The organism is Streptomyces sp. ALI-76-A, from assembly GCF_030287445.1.
Taxonomy (GTDB): Bacteria; Actinomycetota; Actinomycetes; order Streptomycetales; family Streptomycetaceae; genus Streptomyces.
The window spans coordinates 1,459,696-1,485,338 of the sequence record NZ_JASVWB010000002.1; the positions used below are offsets into that span (position 1 = coordinate 1,459,696).

General features: G+C 72.8%; 26 protein-coding genes. 9 read left to right on the top strand and 17 right to left on the bottom strand.

Annotation, left to right across the window (positions count from 1 at the left end; all coding sequences use genetic code 11):
- Nucleotides 1–42 precede the first annotated feature (42 nt).
- On the bottom strand, nt 43–1,278 hold the full coding sequence (locus QQS16_RS07515) for a sensor histidine kinase (protein ID WP_286060833.1): 1,236 nt from the start codon (nt 1,276–1,278) through the stop codon (nt 43–45).
- Between the two features lie 176 nt (nt 1,279–1,454).
- Between QQS16_RS07515 and QQS16_RS07520 the strand changes: the two genes are divergently transcribed.
- A complete protein-coding gene (locus QQS16_RS07520) occupies nt 1,455–1,631 on the top strand; it encodes a BTAD domain-containing putative transcriptional regulator (protein WP_286060834.1) in 177 nt (58 codons plus the stop codon).
- A 252-nt stretch (nt 1,632–1,883) separates the two neighbouring features.
- Here the strand turns inward: QQS16_RS07520 and QQS16_RS07525 are convergent, their stop codons facing one another.
- The gene (locus QQS16_RS07525; protein WP_286060835.1) at nt 1,884–2,606 is read right to left on the bottom strand and encodes a TetR/AcrR family transcriptional regulator; all 723 of its coding nucleotides are present in this window, start codon (nt 2,604–2,606) and stop codon (nt 1,884–1,886) included.
- A 242-nt stretch (nt 2,607–2,848) separates the two neighbouring features.
- Here QQS16_RS07525 and QQS16_RS07530 point away from each other — a divergent pair, with 242 nt between their 5' ends.
- Nucleotides 2,849–3,298: a nitroreductase family deazaflavin-dependent oxidoreductase gene (locus QQS16_RS07530; protein WP_286060836.1), complete on the top strand. Its 450-nt coding sequence runs from the start codon at nt 2,849–2,851 to the stop codon at nt 3,296–3,298.
- Here the strand turns inward: QQS16_RS07530 and QQS16_RS07535 are convergent.
- Complete coding sequence (locus QQS16_RS07535) at nt 3,288–4,646, bottom strand: geranylgeranyl reductase family protein (RefSeq protein WP_286060837.1); 1,359 nt, start codon at nt 4,644–4,646, stop codon at nt 3,288–3,290. The two genes, QQS16_RS07530 and QQS16_RS07535, sit on opposite strands and share 11 nt — an antisense overlap.
- Before the next feature lie 133 nt (nt 4,647–4,779).
- On the opposite strand from QQS16_RS07535, the gene QQS16_RS07540 reads away from it, so the two are divergent.
- A complete protein-coding gene (locus tag QQS16_RS07540) occupies nt 4,780–6,135 on the top strand; it encodes a dipeptidase (RefSeq protein ID WP_286060838.1) in 1,356 nt (451 codons plus the stop codon).
- A gap of 147 nt (nt 6,136–6,282) precedes the next feature.
- Complete coding sequence (locus QQS16_RS07545; RefSeq protein WP_286060839.1) at nt 6,283–6,990, top strand: MBL fold metallo-hydrolase; 708 nt, start codon at nt 6,283–6,285, stop codon at nt 6,988–6,990.
- A 96-nt stretch (nt 6,991–7,086) separates the two neighbouring features.
- Here QQS16_RS07545 and QQS16_RS07550 read toward each other — a convergent pair whose 3' ends face one another.
- The 4 genes from QQS16_RS07550 to QQS16_RS07565 form a co-directional block, all read right to left on the bottom strand.
- Nucleotides 7,087–8,130: an NUDIX hydrolase gene (locus QQS16_RS07550; RefSeq protein WP_286060840.1), complete on the bottom strand. Its 1,044-nt coding sequence runs from the start codon at nt 8,128–8,130 to the stop codon at nt 7,087–7,089.
- A 145-nt stretch (nt 8,131–8,275) separates the two neighbouring features.
- Nucleotides 8,276–8,470, bottom strand: coding sequence for a hypothetical protein (locus QQS16_RS07555; RefSeq protein WP_286060841.1), 195 nt, complete (start codon nt 8,468–8,470; stop codon nt 8,276–8,278).
- A gap of 187 nt (nt 8,471–8,657) precedes the next feature.
- The gene (locus QQS16_RS07560; protein WP_286060842.1) at nt 8,658–9,659 is read right to left on the bottom strand and encodes a TIGR01777 family oxidoreductase; all 1,002 of its coding nucleotides are present in this window, start codon (nt 9,657–9,659) and stop codon (nt 8,658–8,660) included.
- 156 nt (nt 9,660–9,815) lie between these two features.
- Nucleotides 9,816–10,769 (bottom strand): ROK family protein, encoded by a 954-nt coding sequence (locus QQS16_RS07565; RefSeq protein ID WP_286060843.1) that lies wholly within the window; start codon nt 10,767–10,769, stop codon nt 9,816–9,818.
- A gap of 213 nt (nt 10,770–10,982) precedes the next feature.
- Between QQS16_RS07565 and QQS16_RS07570 the strand changes: the two genes are divergently transcribed.
- Nucleotides 10,983–12,032, top strand: coding sequence for a LacI family DNA-binding transcriptional regulator (locus tag QQS16_RS07570; RefSeq protein WP_286060844.1), 1,050 nt, complete (start codon nt 10,983–10,985; stop codon nt 12,030–12,032).
- Between the two features lie 6 nt (nt 12,033–12,038).
- Nucleotides 12,039–12,788: a hypothetical protein gene (locus QQS16_RS07575; protein ID WP_286060845.1), complete on the top strand. Its 750-nt coding sequence runs from the start codon at nt 12,039–12,041 to the stop codon at nt 12,786–12,788.
- A gap of 273 nt (nt 12,789–13,061) precedes the next feature.
- Here the strand turns inward: QQS16_RS07575 and QQS16_RS07580 are convergent, their stop codons facing one another.
- The gene (locus tag QQS16_RS07580; protein WP_286060846.1) at nt 13,062–15,113 is read right to left on the bottom strand and encodes a serine/threonine-protein kinase; all 2,052 of its coding nucleotides are present in this window, start codon (nt 15,111–15,113) and stop codon (nt 13,062–13,064) included.
- Between the two features lie 95 nt (nt 15,114–15,208).
- Nucleotides 15,209–16,513, bottom strand: a complete 1,305-nt coding sequence (locus tag QQS16_RS07585) for a DUF6986 family protein (protein ID WP_286060847.1) — start codon at nt 16,511–16,513, stop codon at nt 15,209–15,211.
- Nucleotides 16,514–16,733: 220 nt separating this feature from the next.
- On the opposite strand from QQS16_RS07585, the gene QQS16_RS07590 reads away from it, so the two are divergent.
- A complete protein-coding gene (locus QQS16_RS07590; protein ID WP_286060848.1) occupies nt 16,734–17,636 on the top strand; it encodes an endonuclease/exonuclease/phosphatase family protein in 903 nt (300 codons plus the stop codon).
- Nucleotides 17,637–17,720: 84 nt separating this feature from the next.
- Here the strand turns inward: QQS16_RS07590 and QQS16_RS07595 are convergent, their stop codons facing one another.
- From QQS16_RS07595 to QQS16_RS07610, 4 genes are all read right to left on the bottom strand, one after another.
- A complete protein-coding gene (locus tag QQS16_RS07595; RefSeq protein ID WP_286060849.1) occupies nt 17,721–18,683 on the bottom strand; it encodes an electron transfer flavoprotein subunit alpha/FixB family protein in 963 nt (320 codons plus the stop codon).
- Between the two features lie 54 nt (nt 18,684–18,737).
- Nucleotides 18,738–19,526, bottom strand: a complete 789-nt coding sequence (locus QQS16_RS07600) for an electron transfer flavoprotein subunit beta/FixA family protein (RefSeq protein ID WP_286060850.1) — start codon at nt 19,524–19,526, stop codon at nt 18,738–18,740.
- Between the two features lie 215 nt (nt 19,527–19,741).
- Nucleotides 19,742–20,251, bottom strand: a complete 510-nt coding sequence (locus QQS16_RS07605; protein ID WP_286060851.1) for a flavin reductase family protein — start codon at nt 20,249–20,251, stop codon at nt 19,742–19,744.
- Between the two features lie 252 nt (nt 20,252–20,503).
- Nucleotides 20,504–20,917: a thioredoxin family protein gene (locus tag QQS16_RS07610; RefSeq protein ID WP_286060852.1), complete on the bottom strand. Its 414-nt coding sequence runs from the start codon at nt 20,915–20,917 to the stop codon at nt 20,504–20,506.
- Nucleotides 20,918–20,994: 77 nt separating this feature from the next.
- Here QQS16_RS07610 and QQS16_RS07615 point away from each other — a divergent pair, with 77 nt between their 5' ends.
- Nucleotides 20,995–21,411, top strand: coding sequence for a DUF4395 domain-containing protein (locus tag QQS16_RS07615; RefSeq protein ID WP_286060853.1), 417 nt, complete (start codon nt 20,995–20,997; stop codon nt 21,409–21,411).
- Between the two features lie 186 nt (nt 21,412–21,597).
- Nucleotides 21,598–22,326, top strand: a complete 729-nt coding sequence (locus tag QQS16_RS07620; protein WP_286060854.1) for a lysophospholipid acyltransferase family protein — start codon at nt 21,598–21,600, stop codon at nt 22,324–22,326.
- 87 nt (nt 22,327–22,413) lie between these two features.
- Here QQS16_RS07620 and QQS16_RS07625 read toward each other — a convergent pair whose 3' ends face one another.
- From QQS16_RS07625 to QQS16_RS07640, 4 genes are all read right to left on the bottom strand, one after another.
- The gene (locus tag QQS16_RS07625) at nt 22,414–23,109 is read right to left on the bottom strand and encodes a B3/B4 domain-containing protein (protein WP_286060855.1); all 696 of its coding nucleotides are present in this window, start codon (nt 23,107–23,109) and stop codon (nt 22,414–22,416) included.
- An 8-nt stretch (nt 23,110–23,117) separates the two neighbouring features.
- Nucleotides 23,118–23,690 carry a transglutaminase domain-containing protein gene (locus QQS16_RS07630; protein ID WP_286060856.1) on the bottom strand — a complete coding sequence of 191 codons (573 nt, stop codon included), beginning with the start codon at nt 23,688–23,690 and terminating at the stop codon, nt 23,118–23,120.
- Between the two features lie 88 nt (nt 23,691–23,778).
- Nucleotides 23,779–24,849, bottom strand: a complete 1,071-nt coding sequence (locus QQS16_RS07635) for a threonine aldolase family protein (RefSeq protein WP_286066245.1) — start codon at nt 24,847–24,849, stop codon at nt 23,779–23,781.
- Between the two features lie 11 nt (nt 24,850–24,860).
- Nucleotides 24,861–25,607, bottom strand: coding sequence for an SDR family oxidoreductase (locus QQS16_RS07640; protein WP_286060857.1), 747 nt, complete (start codon nt 25,605–25,607; stop codon nt 24,861–24,863).
- Nucleotides 25,608–25,643 lie beyond the last annotated feature (36 nt).

Below are 25,643 nucleotides of genomic sequence, written 5' to 3' on the forward strand. Positions count from 1 at the left end.
CCTCGGACCTCACCATCGACGGCAGCACGCCCAGCACCCGGATCACCGGCCCTCTCCCTCGGACTTCACCATCGACGGCAGCACGGCCAGCACACGGAACCCTCCGTCGGCACGCGGGCCCGCCTCGATCGTGCCACCCAGCGCGGCGGCCCGCTCCCGCATGCCGGCCAGCCCGTTGCCGCTGCCGCCCGCCTCGCCGCCGGTCGCGGGTCCGTCGTCGTCGACACACAGCCGCAGGGCGCCGCCGTCGTGGTCGAGCCGCACGCGCGCGTACCGCGACCCGGAGTGGCGTACGACGTTGGTGAGTGCCTCCTGGACGACACGGAAGGCCGCGAGATCGGTGCCGGGCGCGAGGCGGGGCGGTTCCCCCTCGACCCGCACCGTGAGGCCCGCTCCCGCCGCCTGCTCCACCAGCTCGGGCAGCCGGTCCAGACCGGGCGCCGGCGCGCGCGGCGCGTCCCCGGGCGTGCGCAGCGTGTCGAGGACCTGGCGGACCTCGCCGAGCGCCTCCTTGCTCGCGGCCTTGATGGTGGTGAGCGCCGTGCGCGCCTGCTCGGGGTCCGTGTCGAGGAGCGCGAGGCCGACGCCCGCCTGCACGTTGATCACGGAGATGCTGTGCGCGAGGACGTCGTGCAGTTCGCGGGCGATGCGCAGCCGCTCCTCGTCCGCGCGCCGCCGCGCCGCCTGCGCGCGTTCGGCGCCCTCGCGGGCCCACTGCTCACGCCGGGTGCGGGCGAGCTCCGCCACCGCGAGAATGGCGACCGTCCAGGTGGCGACCACGGCCTCCTGCCCCCAGGAGGCGGCGGAGTCCCCGGACGGCGGCAGCCACCGGTACAGCCAGTGCGCCACCAGGACGTGCCCGGTCCAGAGCATGCCCAGCGCCGCCCACGCGGCCCGGCGATGTCCGGCCACGACGGCGCTGAAGCAGGCCAGCGCGACGGCGAGGAAGACCGGCCCGTACGGGTAGCCGGCGCCCAGATAGACCATGGCGGCCGATGCCGTGCCGAACACGACGGGCACCGGATGCCGCAGCCGCCACAGCAGCAGGACGCCCGCGACGAGCAGCAGGACCCGCGCGAACGGGTCGAGGGCGGCGCGCTCACCCGCCTGCTGCCCGGCGGCGTAGTTCGACCCTGCGAGCACGAAGACCGTGAGGAACGCCGTGGAGCGCCAGGGCCAGCGCGGGTTCCGGTCCTCGTCGTCCCAGCGGTACCGCCACGGCGGGCCCTGCCGCCACCACCGCGGCGGGCCTTCCCCGGCTGCGCGCTGTTCGTCCATGACGGCCACGCTAGACGCCGCGCGCCCCGGGCGGCGTCAGCCGAGCGCGGTGCTCACACGTACTCCCCGCGAAGTACGTCGGCCCCTCGGATACCGGCCCCTCCGATACCGGCCCCTCGGCTTCCTTGATCCGCAGGCGGCGCAGCGGCTTCGGGGCCCACCACTTCGCACGGCCCGTGAGCCGCATCGACACCGGCCGCCCGACGGACGCGCTCACCGCGTACGAGGGCGCGCGGCAGCGGTTCGCCGAGGCCCTGGGCGCGGTCCCGGGCCTTGCCCTGCGCTCACTGCACCAGCACATCCTCCGCCAGGACCCGGTCTTGCTGCCTGCGGCGTCGCCGCCGGTGGCGTGAGCGCCGCTGCGTCACCGGAGTCCGAGCACCGTCGCACCGCCGTCGGCCCGAGCGCCGGATGCCTCCGGGGCCGGGCCTGAGCGCCGGTCGCGCCCACGGAGTGTGAGCACCAGCGCCGCCGACGACCTGAGCGCCGTCAGGCCGTCAGGCCGTCAGGCCGTCAGTACCATCCGTGCCGTCGGCGGTGGCGAACCCGGAGCACCGGTCGTCCCACCCGCGCCCGAGCGCATCACGCCCCAGCGGCCTGAGCGCCTACGTGCTCTTCTTGGCCCGCCCCTGCTGCGGGTACACCAGGCCCACGCCGTGCGCGAGTTGGGCGACCGCGTGCCGGAAGAACCGCTCGCGGTCCCCGACCACCCGGTTGAACTGTCCGAACAGCTCGAACCCGATCAGGCCGAACAACTGGGCCCAGGCCGCCACCAGGGCCGTCACCGTCTCGGGCGGGAGGTCGGGGGCGAGGTCGGCGGTCATCCGGTCGGCCTCTGGGCGCAGCTCGGCCGGAAGCGGGGGGCGGGCCAGACCGGGGCCCTGGTAGGCGTCGCGCAGGATGCCGATGAGGAGGAGACCGACGCGGGAGGCAGCCGGGACCGTCGTCTCCGGCGCGGTGTAGCCGGGCACCGGTGACCCGAAGATCAGCGCGTACTCGTGCGGGTGCGCGAGCGCCCACTCGCGCACGGCCTCGCAGACGACGGACCAGCGGCGCAGGGGTGGTTCGCCGGCGACAGCGTCGTGCGCCCGCTCCGCGGCCTCGCCGAGGGAGTCGTAGGCGTCGATGATGAGCGCGGTCAGCAGCTCGTCGCGGCTGGGGAAGTAGCGGTACAGCGCGGACGAGACCATGCCGATCTCGCGGGCCACGGCGCGCAGCGAGAGCTTCGCCGCGCCGTCCGCGGCGAGCTGCCTGCGGGCCTCGTCCTTGATGGCCGCGGTGACCTCGATGCGGGCGCGGGCTCGGGCACCGGGTGCGGTACTGGTCATGGGGGCCAGTGTTCCACACACTGAGAGCACTGCACACAAACAAGAGCGGTGCACACAAACCAGAGCGGTGCACACAAACCAGAGCGACCCACATAAGCGAGAGCGGTGCACGCCGCACGGAGCAGCGCACCGTAAGGAGAGCAGCGCTCTTGCTTTTCACCGACCCCCCTGACAGACTGCCAGCCAAGCGAGAGCAGTGCTCACAAAAGAGAGCGACGCTCTCCATCAACCCTGGGGGTCTCATGTCCACGCACGTCCAGAAGCCCGGCTGGATCACCCGCAGCGTCCTCAACCGGGCTGTGGCCTGGATGACCCGCCGGGGCATCAGCGTCTGGGGATCACGGGTCCTGGCGGTCCGCGGCCGCAAGAGCGGCGAGTGGCGGACCACCCCCGTCAACCTGCTGACCGTGGACGGACAGCAGTACCTGGTCGCCCCGCGCGGTCACGTCCAGTGGACCCACAACATGCGGGCGGCCGGCGGCGGCGAACTGCACCTCGGCAAGGACGTGGACGTCTTCACCGCCACCGAGGTCGGCGACGACGACAAGGTCCCGCTGCTGCGCGCCTACCTCAAGCGCTGGAAGGCCGAGGTCGGCGTCTTCTTCAACGGGGTCGGCCCCGATTCCCCGGACGCCGAGCTGCGCCGGATCGCCCCCGACCACCCGGTCTTCCGGGTCACGGTCACGGACTGACCCCACCGTCCGCCGAATCCGCGGAACCGGCGGGATCGGAGGAACCGGTGGGATCGGAGGGACCGGCGGAATCCCTGGAACTCCCGGGATTCCTGGGATCCGTGGCACCGACGGGCCGGCGGTCCATGGCGGTCAGGGCACGCTGGGCCAAGGGATGCGAGCGGACGAGTTCACCCAGCGATGTCGATCCGCGGGTGATCCCGGTGAACGCGTTCCAGGCCGGCCGGAAGCCGGTGAGCACCGCGTGGAACAGGCCGGGGCGCCGCTCGAACACCGTCAGCATGCTCTTGCCGACGCTCATCTCGACGCCGAGCCCCGCCTTGATGGCGAACGCGTAGTTGAGGGCCTGGCGCCGGGCGTCCACCGCGTCGTGCGCCTCCGCGATCCGTACCGCCCACTCCCCCGCGAGCCGGCCCGACCGCAGCGCGAACGAGATGCCCTCGCGGGTCCACGGCTCCAGGAGCCCCGCCGCGTCGCCGCACACCAGCACCCGCCCGCGCGACAGCGGCGAGTCGTCGGCACGGCAGCGGGTCAGGTGGCCGGAGGAGATGCTCGGTTCGAAGCCGGCGAGGCCGAGCCGCCCGACGAACTCCTCCAGGTACCGCTTGGTGGCCGCCCCTTCTCCACGCGCCGAGATCACCCCGACGGTCAGCGTGTCGCCCTTCGGGAACACCCAGCCGTAACTGCCCGGCATGGGCCCCCAGTCGATGAGCACCCGCCCCTTCCAGTCCTCGGCGACGGTCTCCGGTACCGGGATCTCCGCCTCCAGGCCCAGATCGACCTGGTCGAGCTTCACGCCGACGTGTGCCCCTATGCGGCTGGCGCTGCCGTCCGCGCCGACGACGGCCCGCGCGAGGACCGTCTCGCCGCCCTGGAGGACGACCGCGACCGTACGCCGGTCCGGCACGGCCGAGCCGTGCTGCTCGACCCGCTGGACGGTGACGCCCGTCCGCAGCTCCGCGCCCGCCTTCTGCGCGTGCTCGACCAGCTGGTGGTCGAACTCGGGCCGGTTGATCAGTCCGAACAACATCCGCCGGGAGCGGCGGGTGCGGCTGAAGCGGCCGTTGTGCGAGAACGTCACCGCGTGCACACGGTCCCGCAGCGGCAGCTCGAAGCCGGGTGGCAGACAGTCGCGCGAGGGGCCGATGATGCCGCCGCCGCACGTCTTGTACCGGGGCAGCTCGGCCTTCTCCAGCAGCAGCACCCGCCGCCCCGCGACCGCCGCCGCGTAGGCGGCCGAGGCCCCCGCGGGTCCCGCGCCCACCACGACGACGTCCCACACCCGCTGCACGTCGTCCCGCACGTCGTCCGCCGAAGAATCGTCCGCCGAAGAGTTCTCGCTGCTCACGATGGTCTACTGCTCCCGATCAAGCCGCTGCCGCACCTGTCCCCCGCATCCTACGGCGGACATCGCCGCAGGCCACTGTGGGAGGATCTACGGCACTCACTGGCACAACGTCGCACCCACAAGGAGCGTGCCCATGTCGTCGCATCCGGTCGCCGAGACCGTCGCCTCGCTGATGCCCCGGGCGAAGGCGGAGCTCACCGAGCTGGTGGCCTTCAAGTCGGTGGCGGACTTCGGCCAGTTCCCGAGGAGCGAGAGCGAGGGCGCCGCGCGGTGGGTCGCGGACGCGCTCACCGCCGAGGGCTTCCAGGACGTCGCCCTGCTCGACACCCCCGACGGCACCCAGTCGGTGTACGGCTTCCTGCCCGGCCCCGAGGGCGCCAGGACGGTCCTGCTGTACGCGCACTACGACGTGCAGCCCCCGCTGGACGAGGCCGCCTGGACCACCCCGCCCTTCGAACTGACCGAGCGCGACGGCCGCTGGTACGGGCGCGGGGCCGCCGACTGCAAGGGCGGCGTGATCATGCACCTGCTGGCGCTGCGCGCGCTGAAGGCCGACGGCGGCGTGCCGGTCCACGTGAAGGTCATCGCCGAGGGGTCGGAGGAGATGGGCACGGGCGGCCTGGAGCGGTACGCGGAGCAGCACCCCGACCTGTTGGAGGCCGACGCGGTCGTCATCGGCGACGCGGGCAACTTCCGGGTCGGCCTGCCCACGGTCACCTCCACCCTGCGCGGCATGACACTCGTCCGCGTGGAGATCGACACCCTCGCGGGCAACCTGCACTCGGGACAGTTCGGCGGCGCCGCCCCCGACGCGCTCGGCGCGTTGATCCGCGTACTGGACTCGCTGCGCGCCGAGGACGGTTCGACCACGGTCGACGGGCTCGCCCCGGAGACGTCCTGGGACGGGCTCCAGTACGACGAGGAGCAGTTCCGCCAGGACGCCAAGGTGCTGGACGGCGTCGATCTGATCGGCTCCGGCACGGTCGCCGACCGGATCTGGGCCCGCCCGGCCGTCACGGTCCTCGGCATCGACTGCCCGCCGGTCGTCGGCGCCACCCCGTCCGTGCAGGCGAGCGCCCGCGCGCTGATCAGCCTGCGGGTGCCGCCGGGCGTGGACGCGGCCGAGGCGACCAAGCTGCTCCAGGCGCACCTGGAGACGCACACCCCGTGGGGCGCCCGGGTGCGCACCGAGCAGATCGGGCAGGGGCAGGCGTTCAGCGCGGACACGACCAGCCCGGCGTACGCGGCGATGGCCGAGGCGATGGCGGTCGCCTACCCGGGTCAGGAGATGCAGTACGCCGGCCAGGGCGGCTCGATCCCGCTGTGCAACACGCTCGCCGCCCTGTACCCGCGCGCGGAGATCCTCCTCATCGGCCTGAGCGAGCCGGAGGCCCGGATCCACGCGGTGGACGAGAGCGTGTCCCCGCGGGAACTGGAGCGACTGTCGGTGGCGGAGGCGCTCTTCCTGCGCAACTACGCGGCACGCTGACCGCGTCTCGCGCACAACCGCCCTGCCCCGGCCGTCCGCGGACGGCCGTGAGCGGACAGCCACCCGCCCCATGCCGCCCCGCCCGCATCCGTCTGCTCACAGCCGAGGCCCTCGCCCGCGGGCGGGGGCCCCGCCTACGGTCGTCCCATGGACGTCGTCGAACTCCTCCCCGAACTCCACCTCCTGCGCTTCCCGGTCGGCCAGGCCTATCTCTGGCGCGACGGCGACGAGCTGACGCTGGTCGACGCGGGCCCCGCGGGCTCCGGGGCACCGATCGCCGCCTTCGCCGGGACCCTGGGGCAACTGCGGCGGATCGTGCTCACCCACTTCCACGAGGACCACGCGGGAGGGGCCGGTGAGCTGGCGGCGGCGACCGGCGCCGAGGTGCTGGTCCACCACTTGGACGCTGCCGCCGTACGGGGCGAGGTGCCGGGCCCGGCACCGGTGTTCGAGGACTGGGAACGCCCGCTGCACGCCGAAGCCCTCCGTCACCTCCCGCCGGGCGACCACCCGCGCCCGCCGAAGGTCACCGAGCTGTCCGGCGACGACCTCCTCGACGTCGGCGGCGGAGCCCGGGTGGTCCACGTCCCCGGCCACACGCACGGCAGCGTCGCGCTCCACCTGCCCCGCCACGGCGTCCTGTTCACGGGCGACACGATCGCCGCGTCCCCGGTGGACGGACGTGTGATGCCGGGCGTGTTCAACCTCGACCGGTCCCAGGTCCTCGCCGCCTGCCACCGCCTGGCGGCGCTCGACACGGACGTGGCCTGCTTCGGCCACGGCACCCCGGTCCTCGGCCGGGCCGACGTGGCACTGCGGCGAGCGGCGGCGGCCGGCCACCGGGCCCTCGGCTGACGCCACGCTGCCGCCACGCGGTTCCGCCCTCCAAGGCGGCCGTCCCGCCGGCACCAGCGTGCCGGCGGGCGGCCGCGGCGGGGCGGGGCGGGGCGGTCAGCCGACCGGGATGCCGGCTTCCAGATACAGCGCCGCGCCCCGTTCGCGGGCCCGCAGGGCCCAGCGCAGCCGTTCGTAGCGCACCGGCGGCAGCAGGTCGGCGGCTTCCTCCTCGGTGACGAAACGCCAGTCGCGCAGCTCGGGCCCGGGCAGCAGGAGCCGCTTGGCGTCGGCGGAGTCCAGGCGGCCGCCGTCGAAGAGGAGGCGCAGACCGCCGTACCCCGGAGGCATCGGCGGTTCCCAGTCGACGACGAGGAGGCGGGGCACGTCGTCGAGGCTGATGCCGGTCTCCTCGGCGACCTCGCGCATACCGGCGCGGGCCGGAGCCTCGCCGGGCTCCACGACTCCGCCGGGGAACTCCCAGCCCGCCTTGTACGTGGGGTCGACGAGCAGCACCCGGTCCTGTTCGTCGAAGAGCAGGACGCCCGCGGCGAGCGTCTCGGCGGTCGGCTCCGGCGTCTGCACGATGTCGCAGACCGGGACGCTGCCGCTGCCGACGGCCTCGGCGATCCGGGAGGCGGTCTCGTACGGGGTGAGGGCGCTGGTGTCGATCGGATGGGCGTCCGCGGTGAGCCAGGAGGCGAGGGCGGATCGGTACGGCTCGATGTGGTCGGACGACCACTGGCGTACGCGCATCTCCCCGTCAGGGAGGTCGGGCGGGACCTCGCGCCGGGCTATTCGCTCGCGCAGGATCGTTTCCGCCGGGGCGAGGAGCACATGCCGCACGGTGATGCGGCGGGCGGCCAGGCCGCCGAAGATCTCGTCCCGGTAGTCCTGGCGCAGCAGGGTCATCGGGACGACCAGGGTCCCGCCCAGCTCGGAGAGCATCGCGGCCGCCGTGTCGATCACGAGCCGTCGCCAGATCGGCAGGTCCTGGTAGTCGCCGACCTCGGCGAGGTGCTTGGGCGGCAGCAGGTACGGGAGCGCTCCGCCGATGACCTCGGGGTCGAAGAGCGTGCTGTTCGGGATCAGTTCGATCAGTTCCCGCGCGGTGGTGGTCTTCCCCGCACCGAAAGCGCCGTTGATCCAGACGACGGTCACGGTTCCCCCTCTGCTGTTGGCCCCCTGTGGCTTGCCCGCTCCACCCTGCCATGGAAACCAGCCGCAGTTGAGGGCGCACATGGGGGCGCCGACGCCCCCTCCTCCCGGGGGCGCCGGCGCCACGGTCCCGCGGTGCCGTATCTCGTCAGCTGTTCTCCCCGAGGGCCCTCTCGTCGACGCCGTCCAGGCTGTCGTCGGCGATGGTGCGGTCGAGTGAGCTGAGGGTCCTGTCGACGTCCAGGTCCCTCAGTTCCTCGCCCAGGGCGTGGGAGGGGGTGACCGCCGCGACGACGAAGCCGGTGGCGAGGGAGGCGATGGCGAGCATGCTGCGCTTCTTCATACCGGGTTCAACTGGCGAACGGCCCGAGGGTCACGCCTGACGACGTGGTGATCGGAAGAGGGCGAAGTCATACCCGGCATGCGGCGAACCGGGGCAGGGCGAGGCCACCTCCCACGACGCGGCGATAAGGGGCGGACGGGATCACACCCGGCGACGCGGTGATCGGCACAGCGGGGACAGCGCGGAGTCACCTCCCCGGACGTGAGGTTCCCCCGGGCGGGGCCGGGGCCGGGGCCGAGCCGGAGCCGGACGTGTCGCGTCGGCGGCGTACCAGGTCGTCGGCCGCCCGCGGCCACTCGGGGTGCTCGAAGGCGAAGCCCGCGTCGAGCAGGCGACCGGGGACGACACGGCGGCTCTTGAGCAGGAGTTCGGTGTCCGAGCGCAGGGCGAAGGCGCCGAGTTCCGCCATCCACCGGGTGGCCGGCAGACCCACCGGAACGCCCCAGGCGGCGCGCAGGGTCCGCATGAACGCCCGGTGCGGGAGCGGGGCGGGGGCGGCGAGGTTCACGGGGCCGCTGAGGTCCGGCCGGCCGACGAGGAAGTCGACCGCGCGGACGAAGTCCTGGTCGTGGATCCAGGACACGTACTGGGCACCGCCCGCGACCGGGCCGCCCAGTCCCAGGCGTACGAGCCTCGACAGAACGTCGAAGACGCCGCCCCGGTCGGGGCTCATCACCATCGCGGAGCGCAGGGCGACCTTGCGTGTGTGCGGGGTCGCGGCCTGCTCCTGGGCGCGTTCCCAGGCGGTGGCTATCTCGACGCTGTAGGCCCAGTAGTCCGGTACGCCGGCTTCGGTGCCGCCGAGCAGGCCGGTCGGTTCGTCGTTCGGGGCGTCGAAGCGGTGGGCGTAGACGGTGGCCGTGCTCATCTGCAGCCAGACGCTCGGCGGATGTGCGGCGGCGGCGATCGCCTCGCCCACGACCTGTGTGGAGCGCACCCGCGAGTCCATCATGGCCTTCAGGTTCGCCTCGGTGTAGCGGCAGCTGACGCTGCGCCCGGCCAGGTTGACCACCACGTCGCTGCCGTCGATCTCGCGCGCCCACGGCCCCGGCGTCTCACCGTCCCAGGTGACTTCGCCCTCGTGCCTCGGCTGCCTGGTCAGGACGACGACCTCGTGTCCCGCGGCGGTCAGCGCGCGGTTCAGGATCGTTCCCACCTGCCCGGTTCCACCGGGTATCACGAACTTCACGGGCTCCCCCTTCGGTCGCGACCACCCTACCGCAATAATTTGAACACGTTCAAAACCGCCCCGGAAGGGGATCCGGGGGACGGACGAAGGGCTCGACTGTCCGGGAACAGCCGAGCCCATCAGGTAAAACGTTCCTGCCGAGGTGCGGCGGAGGCGTCAGACCCCCGCCGCGGCCGGGTCCGCCCGCCGGGCGAGGGCCGCCGCCGCTGCCCCGACCAGCCCCGCGTCCGTGCCCATCTGGGCGGGCTCCACGGTCAGGCGCCGGACGAACGACAGGGTCGCGTACTCGCTCAGGGCCTTGCGCAGGGGCTCGAACAGGACGTCGCCGGCCTTGCCCACACCGCCGCCGATGACGGCGATGTCGATCTCGACGAGGGTCGCGGCGGCCGCGATACCGGCGGCCAGCGCCTGGGCGGCCCGCTCGAAGGAGGCCACCGCCACCGGATCACCCGCGCGGGCGGCGGCGGCCACCGCGGCGGCGGAGGCGTCACCGTCGGGGCCGGGGCACCAGCCGTTCTCGACCGCCCGGCGGGCGATGTTCGGCCCGCTCGCGATGCGCTCCACGCAACCGCGCCCGCCGCACGGGCACGGGTCGCCGTCGAGCTCCACGCTGATGTGACCGATGTGACCGGCGTTGCCCGTGGGGCCGGGGTGCAGTCTGCCGTTGAGGACGAGGCCGCCGCCGACGCCCGTGGAGACCACCATGCACAACGCGTTGGCGTGGCCGCGGGCCGCCCCCTGCCAGTGCTCGGCGGCCGTGATCGCCACACCGTCGCCGATCAGCTCGACAGGGAGCCCGCCGACGGCCGCCCGCACCCGTCGGACCAGCGGGTAGTCCCGCCAGCCGGGTACGTTCACCGGGCTCACCGTGCCCGTGGAGGCGTCCACCGGACCGGCGCTGCCGATACCGAGGGCCGTGGCCCGTTCCCACAGGGGCGACGCGGCCAGCTCGGCGAGCACCTCCTCGACGGCCCGCATCACGGTGTCGCCGTCCTCCTGTGCGGGCGTGGCCCGCTGCGCGCGGGCCTGGATCCGGCCGTGGCCGTCCACCAGCGCTCCGGCGATCTTGGTGCCGCCGATGTCGAGCGCGGCCACGAGGTCGGTGTGCATCAGTGTGAGATCTCCCCGTCAGACATGGACAACCATGAGAACAACCACGAGCAACAGCAGGCCGGTCTCGCGGTGGGGGCGCAGGCCGGAGATTGTGGTGGCCAGTGTCTCCCGCATCTGACAACGTTGTCCAGGCTCTATGCTCGATGCCACATCCTCATACACATCGTGGCCCACCGCATCCCCGTGGACGACAGGACAGGACACCGCACCGTGCCCGACACCCACAGCCGCGCCGATCGCCTCGCCGGCAGCCGCTACGGCAACCGTCCCACCATGAAGGACGTGGCCGCGCGAGCCGGCGTCGGCCTGAAAACGGTCTCGCGCGTGGTCAACGGTGAGCCGGGGGTCACACCGGAGACGGAGCGGCGCGTCCAGGAGGCCATCGACGCCCTCGGCTTCCGCCGCAACGACAGCGCGCGGGTGCTGCGCAAGGGCAGCACCGCGAGCATCGGACTGGTCCTGGAGGACCTCGCCGACCCGTTCTACGGCCCCCTCAGCCGCGCGGTCGAGGAGCTGGCCCGGGCCCACGGCGCGCTGCTGATCAACGGCTCCAGCGCCGAGGACCCGGAGCGCGAACAGGAACTGGTGCTGGCGCTGTGCGCGCGTCGGGTGGACGGACTGGTGGTGATCCCGGCCGGGGACGACCACCGGTATCTGGAGCCCGAGTTGAAGGCGGGCGTGGCGACGGTGTTCGTGGACCGCCCGGCCGGGTTCATCGATGTCGACGTGGTCCTCTCGGACAACTTCGGCGGTGCCCGGGACGGTGTGGCGCACCTGATCGCCCACGGGCACCGGCGGATCGGCTTCATCGGCGACATGCCCCGTATCCACACCGCGGCCGAGCGGCTGCGCGGCTACCGCGCCGCGATGGAGGACGCCGGCATACCGGTCGACGACGCGTGGATGTCGCTGGGCGTGACCGGCCCCGAGCGGGTGCGCCGGGCGGCCGAGGAGATGCTCACCGGTTCCTCCCCCGTCACCGCGATCTTCGCGGGCAACAACCGGGTGACGGTCACGGTGATCCGGGTGCTGGCCGAACACCAGCGGCATGTCGCCCTCGTCGGCTTCGACGACATCGAGCTGGCCGACCTGTTGCAGCCGGGGGTGACCGTGGTCGCCCAGGACGCGGCGGCCCTCGGCCGTACGGCCGCCGAGCGCCTCTTCCGCCAACTGGACGGCACGCTGCTCACCCCTGAGCGGATCGAGCTGCCGACCCGGCTGATCACCCGCGGCTCGGGCGAGTTGCCGCCGGCGGACTGAGTCGCCATGCGTGAGTCCACCCTGGAGACGCTCGGACTGGCCGAGGCACCCCGCGATCATCCACTGCTCTACCCGGGCGTGTGGCCGAGGGCGTCCGGGCTCCTGGACGGCGACCGACTGCGCCCCCTCGACGTCCTGGTGCACCCGGACCGCACCCCTGTCCTGGCCGTCGGCTCCAACGCCAGTCCCGCCCAACTGCGGCACAAGATGGCCGAGTCCGGAATCACCTCGCCGGTTCCGATGGTCAGGGCGCGGGTCACCGGCCTCGACGTGGGTGTCTCCGCGCACGTCAGCCGCCTCGGGTATGTGTCCGCGTCGCCCTTCCAAGCACCGGGCACGGTACGGGAGTTGTTCGTCATCTGGCTCGACCCCGAGCAGCTCGCGGTGATCGACGCGAGCGAGGGCGTGCCGCTGCCGCACGGCAACTACCGCCGCGCCTGGCTGCCCGCCCCCGAGGTGCGCGTCGAGCCCGCGCCCGGCGTGACCCTCCCGGGCGTGTACGCGTACGTCAACCGTCGCGGCGTCCTGCACGACGGCACCGGCGCGCCGCGCACCCACCCGGGCCAACGGCCGCTGCTCACCGAACTCCTGGTGGGCTCGGCCCGGTTGAGGGAGCTGTTCGGCGTCACCCCGGAGGAGTTCTGCGCACGGGCCCGTGCCGACCGGCACCTGTGCGAGCGGGGCACGCGGCTGTTCCGGGACGAGAAGCGGGTGACGGCCTCCGGGCTGGAGCGGTACGTGGAGGTCGGAGGCTGAGGGCCCGGGTTTCGGGACCTGCGGGGGGAAACCCCGGGTCCTTCAGGACCTGCCCGCGGAGCCCGAGTCCTCCGGGACCTGTGGGGGAAACCCCGGGTTCTTCGGGACCTGCCCGAGGTGCCCGGGTCCTTCGGACCTGTCCGGGGTTCCGTCGCGCGTTCCGCAGGCCGAAGGCCGTTCGTCGCGCCGCCGCACCGTTCCGACCCCCCGACCGGGTCCGGCGGGGTGCGCCGCGCGTTTCTCGTCCCGTCCCCCGCGGCCGCCCGGACCGGTTCAGCAGACCGGGAGTCCGGGGACAGGCGCGTCGTTGTCCCCGCCCTGGACGTACACATCGCTGACGTAGACGTTCGTGTTGCCGCTGTCGTCGTCGGTCTTCGCCCACCAGACGTTGGTCCACTCGCCGTGCGTCTCGCGGCGGCCCAGGTTCCGCTGGCAGTAGAAGTAGTTCGTGCCCGCGTTGAGGACACCGACCTCGGTGCCGGACGCCGTGTAGGACTTGGCGGTGCGCCACACCTCGCAGTTGTACTTGCCTCCGCCTATGGGGTGGCAGGACGGGGCCGGGGTGGTCGCCGCGCCGCCGCCCGTCGTACCGCCGTCACCGGAGCTGCCGTCCGTACTGCCCGACGAGCCACCGGAGGTGCCACCGCCCCCGGTGGTACCGCCGTCCGGGATCTTGGCCGGGGAGGAGGACGGGGCCCGGCCGGTGGGCTCCTTGCCGGTGCCGCCGGACGTCTCCCGCCCGGACGGACTCTTCCCGTCCCCCTGCCCGGTGGGCTCGGGATCACCGGAGCGTTCGGCGTCCGTCCGGTCGGCCGCCGACGTGGCGGCGTCCTCGGCGGTCACGGGCGCCGTGGGCCGCCCCCCGGCCGTGGTGTCGCCCGAGTCGTCCAGCACGCGGGCGGTGATCCCGGCGGACACGAGGACGACGGTCACGGCCGCCGCGGCGAGCAGGACACGGCCCTTGCGGCGCGAGGACCCTCGGGCGGGAGAGGCGGAGGGGGACATCGGGCCGGTGGCCGTCGGCAGCGGTCCGGAGGAGGGCGAGGTGCCGAGGCCGGGAACGGCCGCTCCCGTGTGGCCGACCGGACCCGTCGGGTCGGCAGGGCCCGTCCGACGTGCGGGACCCGCCCGATCCGGGAGGCCGGCCCCAGCGGAGAGGCCCGCCGGACCCGAGGGGGCCGCCCCTTCGCCGGAGTTCGCCTTGCCGTCGGTGCTCATCTGCCGCGTGGGCGCCACCCGCCCACTGGAGCCCGCCTCACCGGCGGCCCTCTCCCGACCGGGCTCCCCCGCCTGCCCGGCCGCTCCCACCGGCCCGACAGAACCGCTCGAACCGGTCGAACCGGCCGGCTCCGGCCACGTCGGTTCAGCCGGCCCGGATCCCGGTGGAACCGCCGGGACGCCACGCGGGGTGTCCGTCCGCCCGGGTGCCGGCTGCGCGGGCCCGCGCAGCGCGGTGGTGGGTGTGTCCGTCCCGGCCGTGTCCGCCACCGTACGGAGCAGCGCGCATGCCTCGTCCGCCCCCGGACGGGACTCGGGCCGCTTGTCGAGCAGGCGCTGGAGGACGGGGCCGAGGTGTCCGGCGCGGCGGGGCTCGGGCAGCGGCTCGGTGACGATCGCGGTGAGCGTGGAGAACGTCGACGTACGGCGGAAGGGCGCGGCGCCCTCGACGGCCGCGAACAGCGTGGCCCCGAGGGCCCACACGTCGGAGGCGGGTCCCGGGTCGGCGCCCTGGGCGCGCTCGGGTGCCAAGTAGTCGAGGGAGCCGACGAGTTCGCCGCTGCGGGTGAGGTGGGTGGCCGAGCCGTCGCCCGGGTCCTCCATGGTGGCGATGCCGAAGTCGGTCAGGACGACCCGGCCGGACCGGTCGAGCAGGATGTTGCCGGGTTTCACGTCCCGGTGCAGGACACCCGCGCGGTGCGCGGCGGCCAGCGCGTCCATCACCTTCGCGCCGATGCCGGCCGCCTCGCGCGGGTCGAGGGTGCCCTTCTCGCGCAGGACGTCGTCCAGGGACGGGCCGTCCACCAGCTCCATGACGATCAGTGGCCGGCCGTCGACCTCCGTCACGTCGTGCACGGCCACCACTCCGGGGTGGCGCACCCGGGCCGCCGCGCGGGCCTCGCGCTGCATCCGCAGCCGCAGACCGGCGAATTCGGGTCCGTCGGTGTCGGTGTGGGCGCGCAGTTCCTTGACCGCGACCTCACGCCCGAGCACCTCGTCGAGGGCCCGCCAGACCACACCCATGCCGCCGCGCCCGAGCCGCGCCACGACGCGATAGCGTCCGGCCAGCACACGCCCGTCCCCTTGCCCGTACTCCCCCGAAGACACCGCCGCCCCGTTCCTGTGATCCGTCCGTGAGTGACGTACAGACTACGGGCCGGGTGTGACCGCACCGGCCGATGGTGGCCTCTGTGACATGTCCGCTACGTGACGGACACCGTCAGGTCGCCCCGGCGCGGTGCCGCGAAAGCCTCCAGGTCCGCCCGGGTCAGGCCGGAGAGACGGGCCACCTCGGCGATGCCGAGGGCGCCGCAGTCCAGTCCGCGCAGCAGGTAGCCGCTGAGGGCCTTGGCGGTGGCCGGCTCGTCCATGACGTCACCGCCGATGCGGCCCGCGTAGCGGGCGAGGCGGGCGGCGGCCTGTTCGAAGCCCTCGCGGTAGAAGGCGAAGACGGCGGCGTACCGGGTGGGGAGATGGGCCGGATGCATGTCCCAGCCCTGGTAGTAGGCGCGGGCCAGGGCACGGCGGGTGAGGCCGTAGTGCAGTCGCCAGGCGTCGTGGACCTTCGCCGTGGGGCCGACCGGCAGGACGTTCGTGGAGCCGTCCGACAGGCGTACGCCGGTGCCCGCGGCCGCGACCTGCATGACCGCCTTGGCGTGGTCGGCCGCCGGGTGGTCGCTCGCCTGGTGGGCGGCGGACACCCCGAGGCAGGCGCTGTAGTCGAAGGTGCCGTAGTGGAGGCCGGTGGCGCGGCCGTCGGCGGCCTGGATCATCCGGGCGACCGTGGCGGTGCCGTCGGTGGCGAGGATGGACTGGCTGGTCTCGATCTGGATCTCGAAGCCGATCCGGCCCGGCTCCAGCCCGCGCGCCTTCTCGAAGGCCTCCAGCAGGCGCACCATGGCGCCGACCTGCTCGGGGTACGTCACCTTGGGCAGCGTCAGGGCCAGTCCGTCGGGCAGGCCGCCGGCCTCCATGAGGCCGGTGAGGAAGATGTCCAGGGTGCGGATGCCGCGGTCGCGGACGGGTGCCTCCATGCACTTCGTACGGATGCCCATGTACGGGGCCGCCGTGCCGTCCCGGTACGCCTGCGCGACCAGCCGGGCCGCGCGGGCCGCCGTCTCGTCCTCCTCGGCGTCCGGGCGGGGGCCGTAGCCGTCCTCGAAGTCGATCCGGAGGTCCTCGACGGGCTCGCGCTCCAGCTTGGCCCGGACCCGGGAGTGGACGGGCTCCGCGAGTTCCTCGGACAGGCCGAGGACGGCGGCGAGGGAGGCGGCGTCGGGGGCGTGCTCGTCGAGGGCGGCCAGGGCACGGTCGCCCCAGGAGCGGACGGTGTCGGCGGCGAAGGCGTCAGCGGGGACGTAGACCGTGTGGACGGGCTGGCGGGTGCCGGGGTCGCCGGGGTAGCGGCGCTCCAGTTCGGCGTCGACCGGCGCGAGGGAGGCGCTGATCTCCTCGCTGATGGCGCCCGCGAGGCTCGTCGCCACCTGCTCCTGCTGGCCCTGACCCATTCCGCACCCTCCCGTTTTCCGCTGTACGGAATAAACAATCCGCAGAACGAAGCTATCGGGCACTCTTCCTGCCGGTCAACACCGTCTTTCGGGCCGATCCACTCCCGCATCTCTGCATGTTCACGTCCATCTGGCACCGTTCAACGGACAACCTCACACACACCCCGCACCACGGCACACCCGCACGACTCGTCCGGAAGCCGCCACGGAAGGAGCCCCTGTGCCGAACCACAGCCGAGTCACGCGCCGCCTGGGTCTGAAGACCGCGTTGGCCGCCTCTGTCTCCGTGCCCCTGTCCAGTACAGCACCCTTCCCCGCTCCCGCCTCCACGGGCGAGCCGCCCGACGGCTCCCTGCGGGTGATGTCGTTCAACCTGCGCTTCGCGAGCACCGTCGAGCCCCACAGCTGGAGCGCCCGCAGACCCGTGATGCGCCTCCTGCTGCGCCGCCGGGCACCCCATGTCCTCGGCACCCAGGAGGGCGTCCACCACCAACTGCGCGACATCGAGAGCGACCTCGGCCCGCACCACGACTGGATCGGCACGGGGCGCGAGGGCGGCAGCCGCGACGAGTTCATGGCGATCTTCTACGACACGCGCCGGCTGGCCCCGCAGGAGTACGACCACTTCTGGCTGTCCGACACGCCGAACGTGATCGCCTCCAACACCTGGGGCGGCAGCTTCACACGGATGGTGACCTGGGTCCGCTTCCGCGATCTGCACGACGGCCGGGAGTTCTACTGCCTGAACACGCATCTCGACAACGGCAGCCAGGTCGCACGCGCGCGTGCCGCGGCCCTGATCACCCAGCGGATCGCCCGGCTGGACCGGACGCTCCCGCTCATCGTGACGGGCGACTTCAACGCCGCCGCCCACCAGAACCCGGTCTACGACACCCTGCTGGGCGCCGGCCTGGTCGACACCTGGGACGCGGCGGCCGAGCGGAGCCCGCTGTACGGGACCTTCCACGGCTACCGGCCGCTGACCCCCGGCGGCGACCGCATCGACTGGATCCTCGTCTCACCCGGAATCACGACCCACCAGGCCGCGATCGACACCTTCGCCCTGGACGGGCAGTTCCCCAGCGACCACCTGCCGGTGCGGGCGTCCCTGTCCCTGGGGTGAGCCACGACCCCGGTGCCCGGGAACGAGCCGAGGCCCCCGTGACCGCTCGCGCGGTGACGGGGGCCTCGTACGCCCGGAGCGGGATCAGCCCTTGCGGGCCTTGACCTCGTCGGTGAGCTGCGGGACGACGTCGAAGAGGTCGCCGACCACGCCGTAGTCGACCAGGTCGAAGATCGGGGCCTCGGCGTCCTTGTTGACGGCCACGATGGTCTTCGAGGTCTGCATACCGGCGCGGTGCTGGATGGCGCCGGAGATGCCGTTGGCGATGTACAGCTGCGGGGAGACGCTCTTGCCGGTCTGGCCGACCTGGTTGGTGTGCGGGTACCAGCCGGCGTCCACCGCGGCGCGCGAGGCGCCGACGGCCGCGCCGAGGGAGTCGGCGAGGGCCTCGATGATCGCGAAGTTCTCCGCGCCGTTGACGCCGCGGCCACCGGAGACCACGATCGCGGCCTCGGTCAGCTCCGGACGGCCGGACGACTCACGCGGCGTACGGCCGGTGACCTTGGTGCCGGTGGCCTGGGCGGAGAAGGCGACGTCCAGCGCCTCGACCGCGCCGTCGGCCGGGGCGGCCTCCACGGCGGCCGAGTTCGGCTTGACCGTGATGACCGGAGTGCCCTTGGCGACCCGGGACTTGGTGGTGAAGGAGGCGGCGAACACCGACTGGGTGGCCACCGGGCCCTCGTCGCCGGCCTCCAGGTCGACGGCGTCGGTGATGATGCCGGACCCGATGCGCAGCGCCAGACGGGCGGCGATCTCCTTGCCCTCCGCGGACGAGGGGACCAGGACGGCGGCCGGGGACACGGCGGCGACCGCGGCCTGGAGCGCGTCCACCTTCGGGACGACCAGGTAGTCGGCGTACTCGGAGGCGTCGTGCGTGAGGACCTTCACCGCGCCGTGCTCGGCGAGGGTGGCGGCGGTGTCGGCGGCGCCGTTGCCCAGCGCGACCGCGACCGGCTCGCCGATGCGACGGGCCAGCGTCAGCAGCTCCAGGGTGGGCTTGCGGACGGCACCGTCCACGTGGTCGACGTAGACGAGAACTTCAGCCATGGGATTGCTCTCCTGCGGATTGCGAAGTCTGAGGGGCGGTAAGAGGGGTGAGCCTTAGATGAACTTCTGGCTCGCGAGGAACTCAGCGAGCTGCTTGCCGCCCTCGCCCTCGTCCTTGACGATCGTGCCGGCCGTGCGGGCCGGACGCTCCGCCGCGGAGTCGACGACCGTGTAGGAACCCTCCAGGCCGACCTCCTCGGCCTCCAGGTCCAGGTCGGACAGGTCCCAGGACTGAACCGGCTTCTTCTTGGCCGCCATGATGCCCTTGAAGGACGGGTAACGCGCCTCGCCCGACTGGTCGGTGACGGACACGACGGCCGGCAGCGAGGCCTCCAGCTGCTCGGACGCGGCGTCGCCGTCGCGGCGGCCCTTGACCGTGCCGTCCTCGACGGAGACCTCGGAGAGCAGGGTCACCTGCGGCACGCCCAGCCGCTCGGCCAGCAGCGCGGGCACGACGCCCATGGTGCCGTCGGTGGACGCCATGCCGGAGATCACGAGGTCGTAGCCGGCCTTCTCGACCGCCTTGGCCAGCACCAGGGAGGTGCCGATGGCGTCGGTGCCGTGCAGGTCGTCGTCCTCGACGTGGATGGCCTTGTCGGCGCCCATCGACAGCGCCTTGCGCAGCGCGTCCTTGGCGTCCTCGGGGCCGACCGTGAGGACGGTGACCTCCACGTCGTCGTCCGAGTTCTCGGAGATCTGCAGTGCCTGCTCGACCGCGTACTCGTCCAGTTCGGAGAGCAGACCGTCGACGTCGTCCCGGTCGACGGTCAGGTCATCGGCGAAGTGCCGGTCGCCGGTGGCGTCGGGCACGTACTTCACAGTGACAACGATCCTCAAGCTCACGCCGGCTCTCCTACTGCATCGTCATTTTTCGGCTGCCTCTTGCAGGCAGCATAGGCGCCCCAAGCGGCCGATCCCGGTCGGGGCGGCCCGCGCTCCGACCGAAATATTACTCGCCAGTACAACCAGTTCGTTCCCGCTGAGCAAGCGCTCTGAACTGTGACCTTCGCAACGCAGCGTAATCGGAACCCGACGCCGCCGCAGCAGCGGGCGGGTGGTCAGTCGCGCAGCCCCTGGAACCGCCCCTGGTGGTAGAGGAGCGGGCGGCCGGGACCCGTGGGGTCGCCGAGGACGATCTCGGCCAGCACGATCCGGTGGTCGCCGGCCGGCACCCGGGCGACGACCCGGCACACCAGCCAGGCGAGGACGTCGTCGAGGACGGGCACGCCCTCGGGTCCCTCGCGCCAGGCGGTCTCCGCGCCGAAGCGGTCGGCGCCACTGCGGGCGAAGGTGGCGGCCAGGTCTTCCTGGTGCTCGCCGAGTATGTGCACGCCGACATGCGCGGCCTCGGACACCGCGGGCCAGCTGGACGCGCCGGTACCGATACCGAAGGAGAGCAGCGGGGGTTCGGCGGAGACCGAGGTGAGAGAGGTGGCGGTGAAGCCGACCGGGCCGGACTCGCCGCGCGCGGTGATCACGGCGACTCCCGCCGCGTGCCGCCGGAAGACCGAGCGCAGCAGGTCGGGGGAGGCGAGCCGGGGGGTGCCGAGGCCGGGCGTGGCCGTCATGGGCGTGTCCTTCTGCGAGAGGTGGCGTGCAGGTCCGTGGCCGCTCAGGAGCCCGGACAGCGCCCGCTCGCGGTGCGGGCCGGATCGCCGTGGGCCCGCCCGGGGAGAAGGAGTTCCGAAGACATACGGTCAGGCTGACGATAGGTGGCCCACACAGTCAAGTGGGTCCCGATATCTGGGAGATGCCTCACCGTCCCGCCGCACCGCCTCCGCCGTCGGTCCGCGGCGGACCGCCCGCACCGCATGTCCGCGTCACACCGCCTCGCCGAGCGCGGCGATCACGTCGGCCTTGCGCGGCTGCCCGGTGGCCCGCCGGACGACCCGGCCGTCGGCGTCCAGGACCAGCACCGTGGGCGTCTTGAGGATGCCCAGCTCGCGGACGAGGCCGAGGTGCTCCTCGGCGTCGATCTCGACATGTGTCACGCCCGGCACCATGCCGGCCACCTCGCCCAGGATCCGGCGGGTCGCCCGGCAGGGGGCGCAGAAGGCGCTGGAGAACTGGACGAGCGTGGCGCGTTCGCCGAGCGGCCCGCCCAGTTCGTCCGCGCCGAGCCGTCTTCCGTCGTCGCGCCCGCGCACCCGTACCCTCCCGCTCCGCCGCCGGTGCAGCACTCCGAAGGCGCTCGCCAACGCCAGCACCACCCCGCACACCACCAGTCCGGTCATTGCCTGCACCAGCGTTCACGAGACCGCAAAGATTCCCGCCTCCCTTCACGGTTTCCCGTACGGAATGCTTGATTCCCATGGACATCGATGCAAGAGGGCCGCGTTTCGGGGCGGCTGTGACGACCGCCGTCCTGGCGGTCGTGCTGATCACCGGCAGCGTGTGGCTGCTGGCCTGGCAGACGCTGGCGTTCGCGCTGGGCGCGGCGGGCGGGGTGGGCCGTTCCCCGTACGGCCGGCTGTTCAGGACGGTGGTACGGCCCCGGCTCGGGCCGCCGACCGCGTTCGAGGCGCCGGAGCCGCCCCGGTTCGCTCAGGCGGTCGGGCTCGTCTTCGCGGGTGTGGGGCTGGCCGGTCACGCGCTGGGTCTTCAGTGGCTGGGGCTCGCGGCGACCGGGGCGGCGCTGGCGGCCGCGTTCCTGAACGCCGCGTTCGGGTACTGCCTCGGGTGCGAGATGTACTTGCTCGTACGCCGAGTGGCCGTACGCGCGGAGTAAAGGTGGTGTGAAACGCCGAGGTGGATCACCGCGTGGACGTGACGAGAATCTCGCCGCCGCCCGGCACGAGGACTGGCTACCCGTCCGTTCTTCGGGCACGATCTGCGAGATGCCGTAAACCTACGGCTGCGTAACTTTCCGCCTGGAGTTCCCTTTCCAGGCAGAGAAGGAAGGCCTACACCGTCCATGGCTGAGCTTGTCTACCGTCCCGTCGTCGGTCTCGCCCAGGCGTTGTTCAAGGCGTGGGACCTCAAAATCGACTGCAAGGGTTCGGAGAACATCCCGCGCTCGGGCGGTGCCGTGCTGGTGAGCAATCACATCAGCTACCTGGACTTCGTCTTCAACGGGCTGGCGGCACTCCCGCAGAAGCGCCTGGTGCGGTTCATGGCGAAGGAGTCCGTCTTCCGTCACAAGGTGTCCGGTCCGCTGATGCGCGGCATGAAGCACATCCCGGTGGACCGCAAGCAGGGCGAGACGGCGTACGCGCACGCCCTGGACTCGCTGCGGTCCGGCGAGATCGTGGGGGTCTTCCCGGAGGCCACCATCTCGCCGTCGTTCACGCTGAAGACCTTCAAGTCGGGTGCCGCGCGGATGGCGCAGGAGGCGGGCGTCCCGCTGATCCCGATGGCGGTGTGGGGCACCCAGCGGCTGTGGACCAAGGGCCACCCGCGCAACTTCCGGCGCAGCCACATCCCGGTCACCATCCGCGTGGGCGAGACGATCGAGGCCTCCCGCGACAAGTACGCGGGCGCCCTCACCCGGCAGGTGCGCGAGCATGTGCAGGAGCTCCTGGAGGCCGCCCAGCGGGCCTACCCGGTGCGCCCCAAGGACGCGGACGACACCTGGTGGATGCCGGCCCACCTCGGCGGTACCGCCCCCACCCCGGAGCAGGTCCGCGCGGCCGAGGCCCACTGACACCCCACGCCCCGCCCGTGCCGGCGCTCCCCTCCCGCCCGGCCGGGACCCCAGCGGCCCCGCCGCCCGGCCGGGCGCCGGGACGGGTCAGGACGCCTGCGGCCGGAGCGTGATCCGTGCTCCCGGGCTGCACTTCTCCAGCCGCTCGGCGAGTTCGGCGGCGGCCGTGCCGATGTCGGCGACCGGCATCGGTGCCATGCCCTCCAGCAGGAAGAGCGCCGAGCTGGTCCCCTCGGTGAGCCGGGTGCGCGGCCCCTGACGCCAGTTCCAGCGACGACAGGTCACGCCTGCCGCGTCCCGCCACACCACCTCGCCCGCGTCGGGGTGCTCGACGGCCTCCTCGCCGCCGGCGACGGTCACGAAGTCCTCGTCGCCGGTGGCCCGCACGAGGCGCATCTCCCCTTCGATGCGGTCGGCGTCCTCGCCGCCGACCGGGATCAGGTGGGCGACGCTGATGGCGTTGTAGAGGTCGACCAGCAGGTTGATCCGGGGCAGCCCCGCCGGGGACAGCGCCCTTCTCGCCAGCGCCTCGGCGGAGTTGCGGGTGCGCGAGGGTTTCGAGCCGAACGCCGTGTAGACCTCCCGCCAGGCGGTCATGTGCGGATCCTGGTGCGGGTCCCGTCCGTCCAGGCGTGCGGCGAGACGGCGGGTCGCGTCGTCGAGGAGCGCGGAACCGTCCTCGGTGCTGGGCCGGTTGACGAGTCCGTGGGCCTCGACGGCGACGTGGGTGAAGCCCGGTGCGAGGGCGCGGACCTCGTCGGACACGGTCAGGGAGGGAGTCATCGCCTGCCTCAGAGTGTGGTGGGAAGGATCGTCCACAGGGACGGCCGGTCGGGAGCGGCCCGCAGGGCCCTCAGGACGACCGGGTGGGGTGCAGCATACAAGACCGGGTAGTCCATCTCATTGGACGCCGGATCGGGCGTGAAGGCCAGCCGCTCGCCGTCGAGGGAGAACCGGGCGTCCACGCCGGGCTTGTTCCCGCGGGGGTCCTGCCGGTGCCAGGCGCCGTGGAAGCGCACCGCGACCAGGCCGTGCACCTCGTCGAACCTCTGGTAGCAGAACGCGGTCGGGATGTCCTCGGCCCGCAGCAGCGCGGCCAGCGCGTGGGCCTTGGCGTAGCAGATGCCGGTGCCCTGCTCCAGGACGTCGGAGGCGCGCCAGGTGACCCGAAGATCGCCGGAGTCCTGCGAGTGGGTGATGGCGTCGCGCACGAACTCGAAGGCCAGCCGTGCATAGGAATACGAGTCCGCAGCGTCCTTGGCGAGCCGTGCGGCCGTGCCGCGCACGGTCGGGTGATGGTGGTCGATGACCTCGTCGGCGGCCAGGTAGGCGGACAGGTCGGCGGTTTCCTGGATCAGCTCCATGCCCCGAGAGCATAGGAATGGGTCATCCGACAGTCAATGACTTTTCAGAGGACCGCATACCTATGCATGCTCTCTGCCGCTCGGGCAGCTAGCGCGCCATTTCCTCCTTCAGCGCCGCCACGAACGCGTCCACGTCGTCCTCGGTCGTGTCGAAGGCGCACATCCAGCGCACGACGCCGGCGGCCTCGTCCCAGAAGTAGAAGCGGAACCGCTTCTGCAGGCGCTCACCCACGTCGTGCGGGAGCTGGGCGAAGACGCCGTTGGCCTGCACCGGGTGGAGGATCTCGACGCCGTGCACGGCGCGGACGCCCTCGGCCAGCCGCTGGGCCATCTCGTTGGCGTGGCGGGCGTTGCGCAGCCACAGGTCCTTGGCGAGCAACGCCTCCAGCTGCACCGACACGAACCGCATCTTGGAGGCGAGCTGCATGGACAGCTTGCGCAGGTGCTTCATGTGGCTGACGGCGTCCTGGTCGATGACGACGACCGCCTCGCCGAACAGAGCACCGTTCTTCGTGCCGCCCAGGGAGAGGATGTCGACGCCGACCGCGTCGGTGAACGTCCGCATCGGGACGTTCAGGGAGGCCGCCGCGTTGGCTATGCGCGAGCCGTCCAGGTGGACCCTCATCCCGCGCGCGTGGGCGTGTTCGCAGATCGCGCGGATCTCGTCGGGCGTGTAGACGGTGCCCAGTTCGGTGCTCTGGGTGATCGAGACGACCTGCGGCATCGCACGGTGCTCGTCCTCCCAGCCGTACGCCTGCCGGTCGATCAGCTCGGGGGTGAGCTTGCCGTCGGGCGTGGGCACGGTGAGCAGTTTGAGGCCGCCCATGCGCTCGGGGGCGCCGCCCTCGTCGACGTTGATGTGCGCGCTCTCCGCGCAGATCACCGCGCCCCACCGGTCGGTGACCGCCTGGAGGGCGACCACGTTGGCGCCGGTGCCGTTGAAGACCGGGAACGCCTCAGCCGTGGCGCCGAAGTGGCTGCGGACGATCCGCTGGAGGTTCTCGGTGTAGACGTCCTCGCCGTACGCGACCTGGTGCCCGCCGTTGGCCAGGGCCAGGGCGGCGAGCACCTCCGGGTGGGCCCCGGCGTAGTTGTCACTGGCGAAGCCGCGGACCTGCGGGTCGTGGTGACGCCGGGCGTCGGTCCTCGGCGGGTTCACGGCTTCTCGGTTCACGGCTTCTCGGTCAGCCACAGACGGTGTCCGTTCACTTCGGCGGCGGGCTTCTCCCAGACCCCGGTGATGGCCTCGGCCAGGTCCTTGACGTCCGTGAAACCCGCGAACTTCGCGTTGGGGCGGTCGGCGCGCATCGCGTCGTGCACCAGCGCCTTCACCACCAGGATGGCAGCCGCGGACGTCGGCCCGTCGGCGCCCCCGGCCTTGCGGAAGGCGTCCGCCAACGCGAGCGTCCAGGCCTCGGCGGCGGCCTTGGCCGCGGCGTACGCGGCGTTGCCCGCGGTGGGCTTCGAGGCGCCGGCCGCGCTGATCAGCAGGTACCGCCCACGCTCGCTGCGCTGGATGGCGTCGAAGAAGGCCAGGGAGGTGTGCTGCACGGTGCGGATGAGCAGCAGCTCAAGGAAGTCCCAGTCGTCCAGGCTGGTCTTGATGAACGTCTCGCTGCCGCGCCAGCCGCCCACCAGGTGGACCAGCCCGTCGACCCGGCCGAACTCCTTCTCGGTACGGACCGCCCAGTCCCGGGTCGAGGCCAGATCGAGCAGGTCGACCGTCTCGCCGGTGACCGTGGCCCCGCCGGCGCCGTAGCGGGCCGCGTCGACGGCCTCCGCCAGCCGCTCGGGATCGTTGTCCGCGCCGACGACGGTCGCGCCCGCCTCGGCGAGCCTGAGCAGTGCCGCCCGCCCGGCGGGTCCGCCCGCGCCGGCCACCGCGATCACCGCACCGCTGAGAGCCCCGTTCCCCATGGTCTTCGCCTCCTGAGCAGTGTGCGCTGGTTCACC

Bases quoted from the DNA above. Each gene is read 5' to 3' on its own strand.
- QQS16_RS07515 (WP_286060833.1), bottom strand. From the start codon at position 1,278: ATGGACGAACAGCGCGCAGCCGGGGAAGGCCCGCCGCGGTGGTGGCGG.
- QQS16_RS07525 (WP_286060835.1), bottom strand. From the start codon at position 2,606: ATGACCAGTACCGCACCCGGTGCCCGAGCCCGCGCCCGCATCGAGGTC.
- QQS16_RS07530 (WP_286060836.1), top strand. From the start codon at position 2,849: ATGTCCACGCACGTCCAGAAGCCCGGCTGGATCACCCGCAGCGTCCTC.
- QQS16_RS07540 (WP_286060838.1), top strand. From the start codon at position 4,780: ATGTCGTCGCATCCGGTCGCCGAGACCGTCGCCTCGCTGATGCCCCGG.
- QQS16_RS07545 (WP_286060839.1), top strand. From the start codon at position 6,283: ATGGACGTCGTCGAACTCCTCCCCGAACTCCACCTCCTGCGCTTCCCG.
- QQS16_RS07555 (WP_286060841.1), bottom strand. From the start codon at position 8,470: ATGAAGAAGCGCAGCATGCTCGCCATCGCCTCCCTCGCCACCGGCTTC.
- QQS16_RS07565 (WP_286060843.1), bottom strand. From the start codon at position 10,769: ATGCACACCGACCTCGTGGCCGCGCTCGACATCGGCGGCACCAAGATC.
- QQS16_RS07575 (WP_286060845.1), top strand. From the start codon at position 12,039: ATGCGTGAGTCCACCCTGGAGACGCTCGGACTGGCCGAGGCACCCCGC.
- QQS16_RS07585 (WP_286060847.1), bottom strand. From the start codon at position 16,513: ATGGGTCAGGGCCAGCAGGAGCAGGTGGCGACGAGCCTCGCGGGCGCC.
- QQS16_RS07595 (WP_286060849.1), bottom strand. From the start codon at position 18,683: ATGGCTGAAGTTCTCGTCTACGTCGACCACGTGGACGGTGCCGTCCGC.
- QQS16_RS07605 (WP_286060851.1), bottom strand. From the start codon at position 20,251: ATGACGGCCACGCCCGGCCTCGGCACCCCCCGGCTCGCCTCCCCCGAC.
- QQS16_RS07610 (WP_286060852.1), bottom strand. From the start codon at position 20,917: ATGACCGGACTGGTGGTGTGCGGGGTGGTGCTGGCGTTGGCGAGCGCC.
- QQS16_RS07615 (WP_286060853.1), top strand. From the start codon at position 20,995: ATGGACATCGATGCAAGAGGGCCGCGTTTCGGGGCGGCTGTGACGACC.
- QQS16_RS07620 (WP_286060854.1), top strand. From the start codon at position 21,598: ATGGCTGAGCTTGTCTACCGTCCCGTCGTCGGTCTCGCCCAGGCGTTG.
- QQS16_RS07625 (WP_286060855.1), bottom strand. From the start codon at position 23,109: ATGACTCCCTCCCTGACCGTGTCCGACGAGGTCCGCGCCCTCGCACCG.
- QQS16_RS07630 (WP_286060856.1), bottom strand. From the start codon at position 23,690: ATGGAGCTGATCCAGGAAACCGCCGACCTGTCCGCCTACCTGGCCGCC.
- QQS16_RS07640 (WP_286060857.1), bottom strand. From the start codon at position 25,607: ATGGGGAACGGGGCTCTCAGCGGTGCGGTGATCGCGGTGGCCGGCGCG.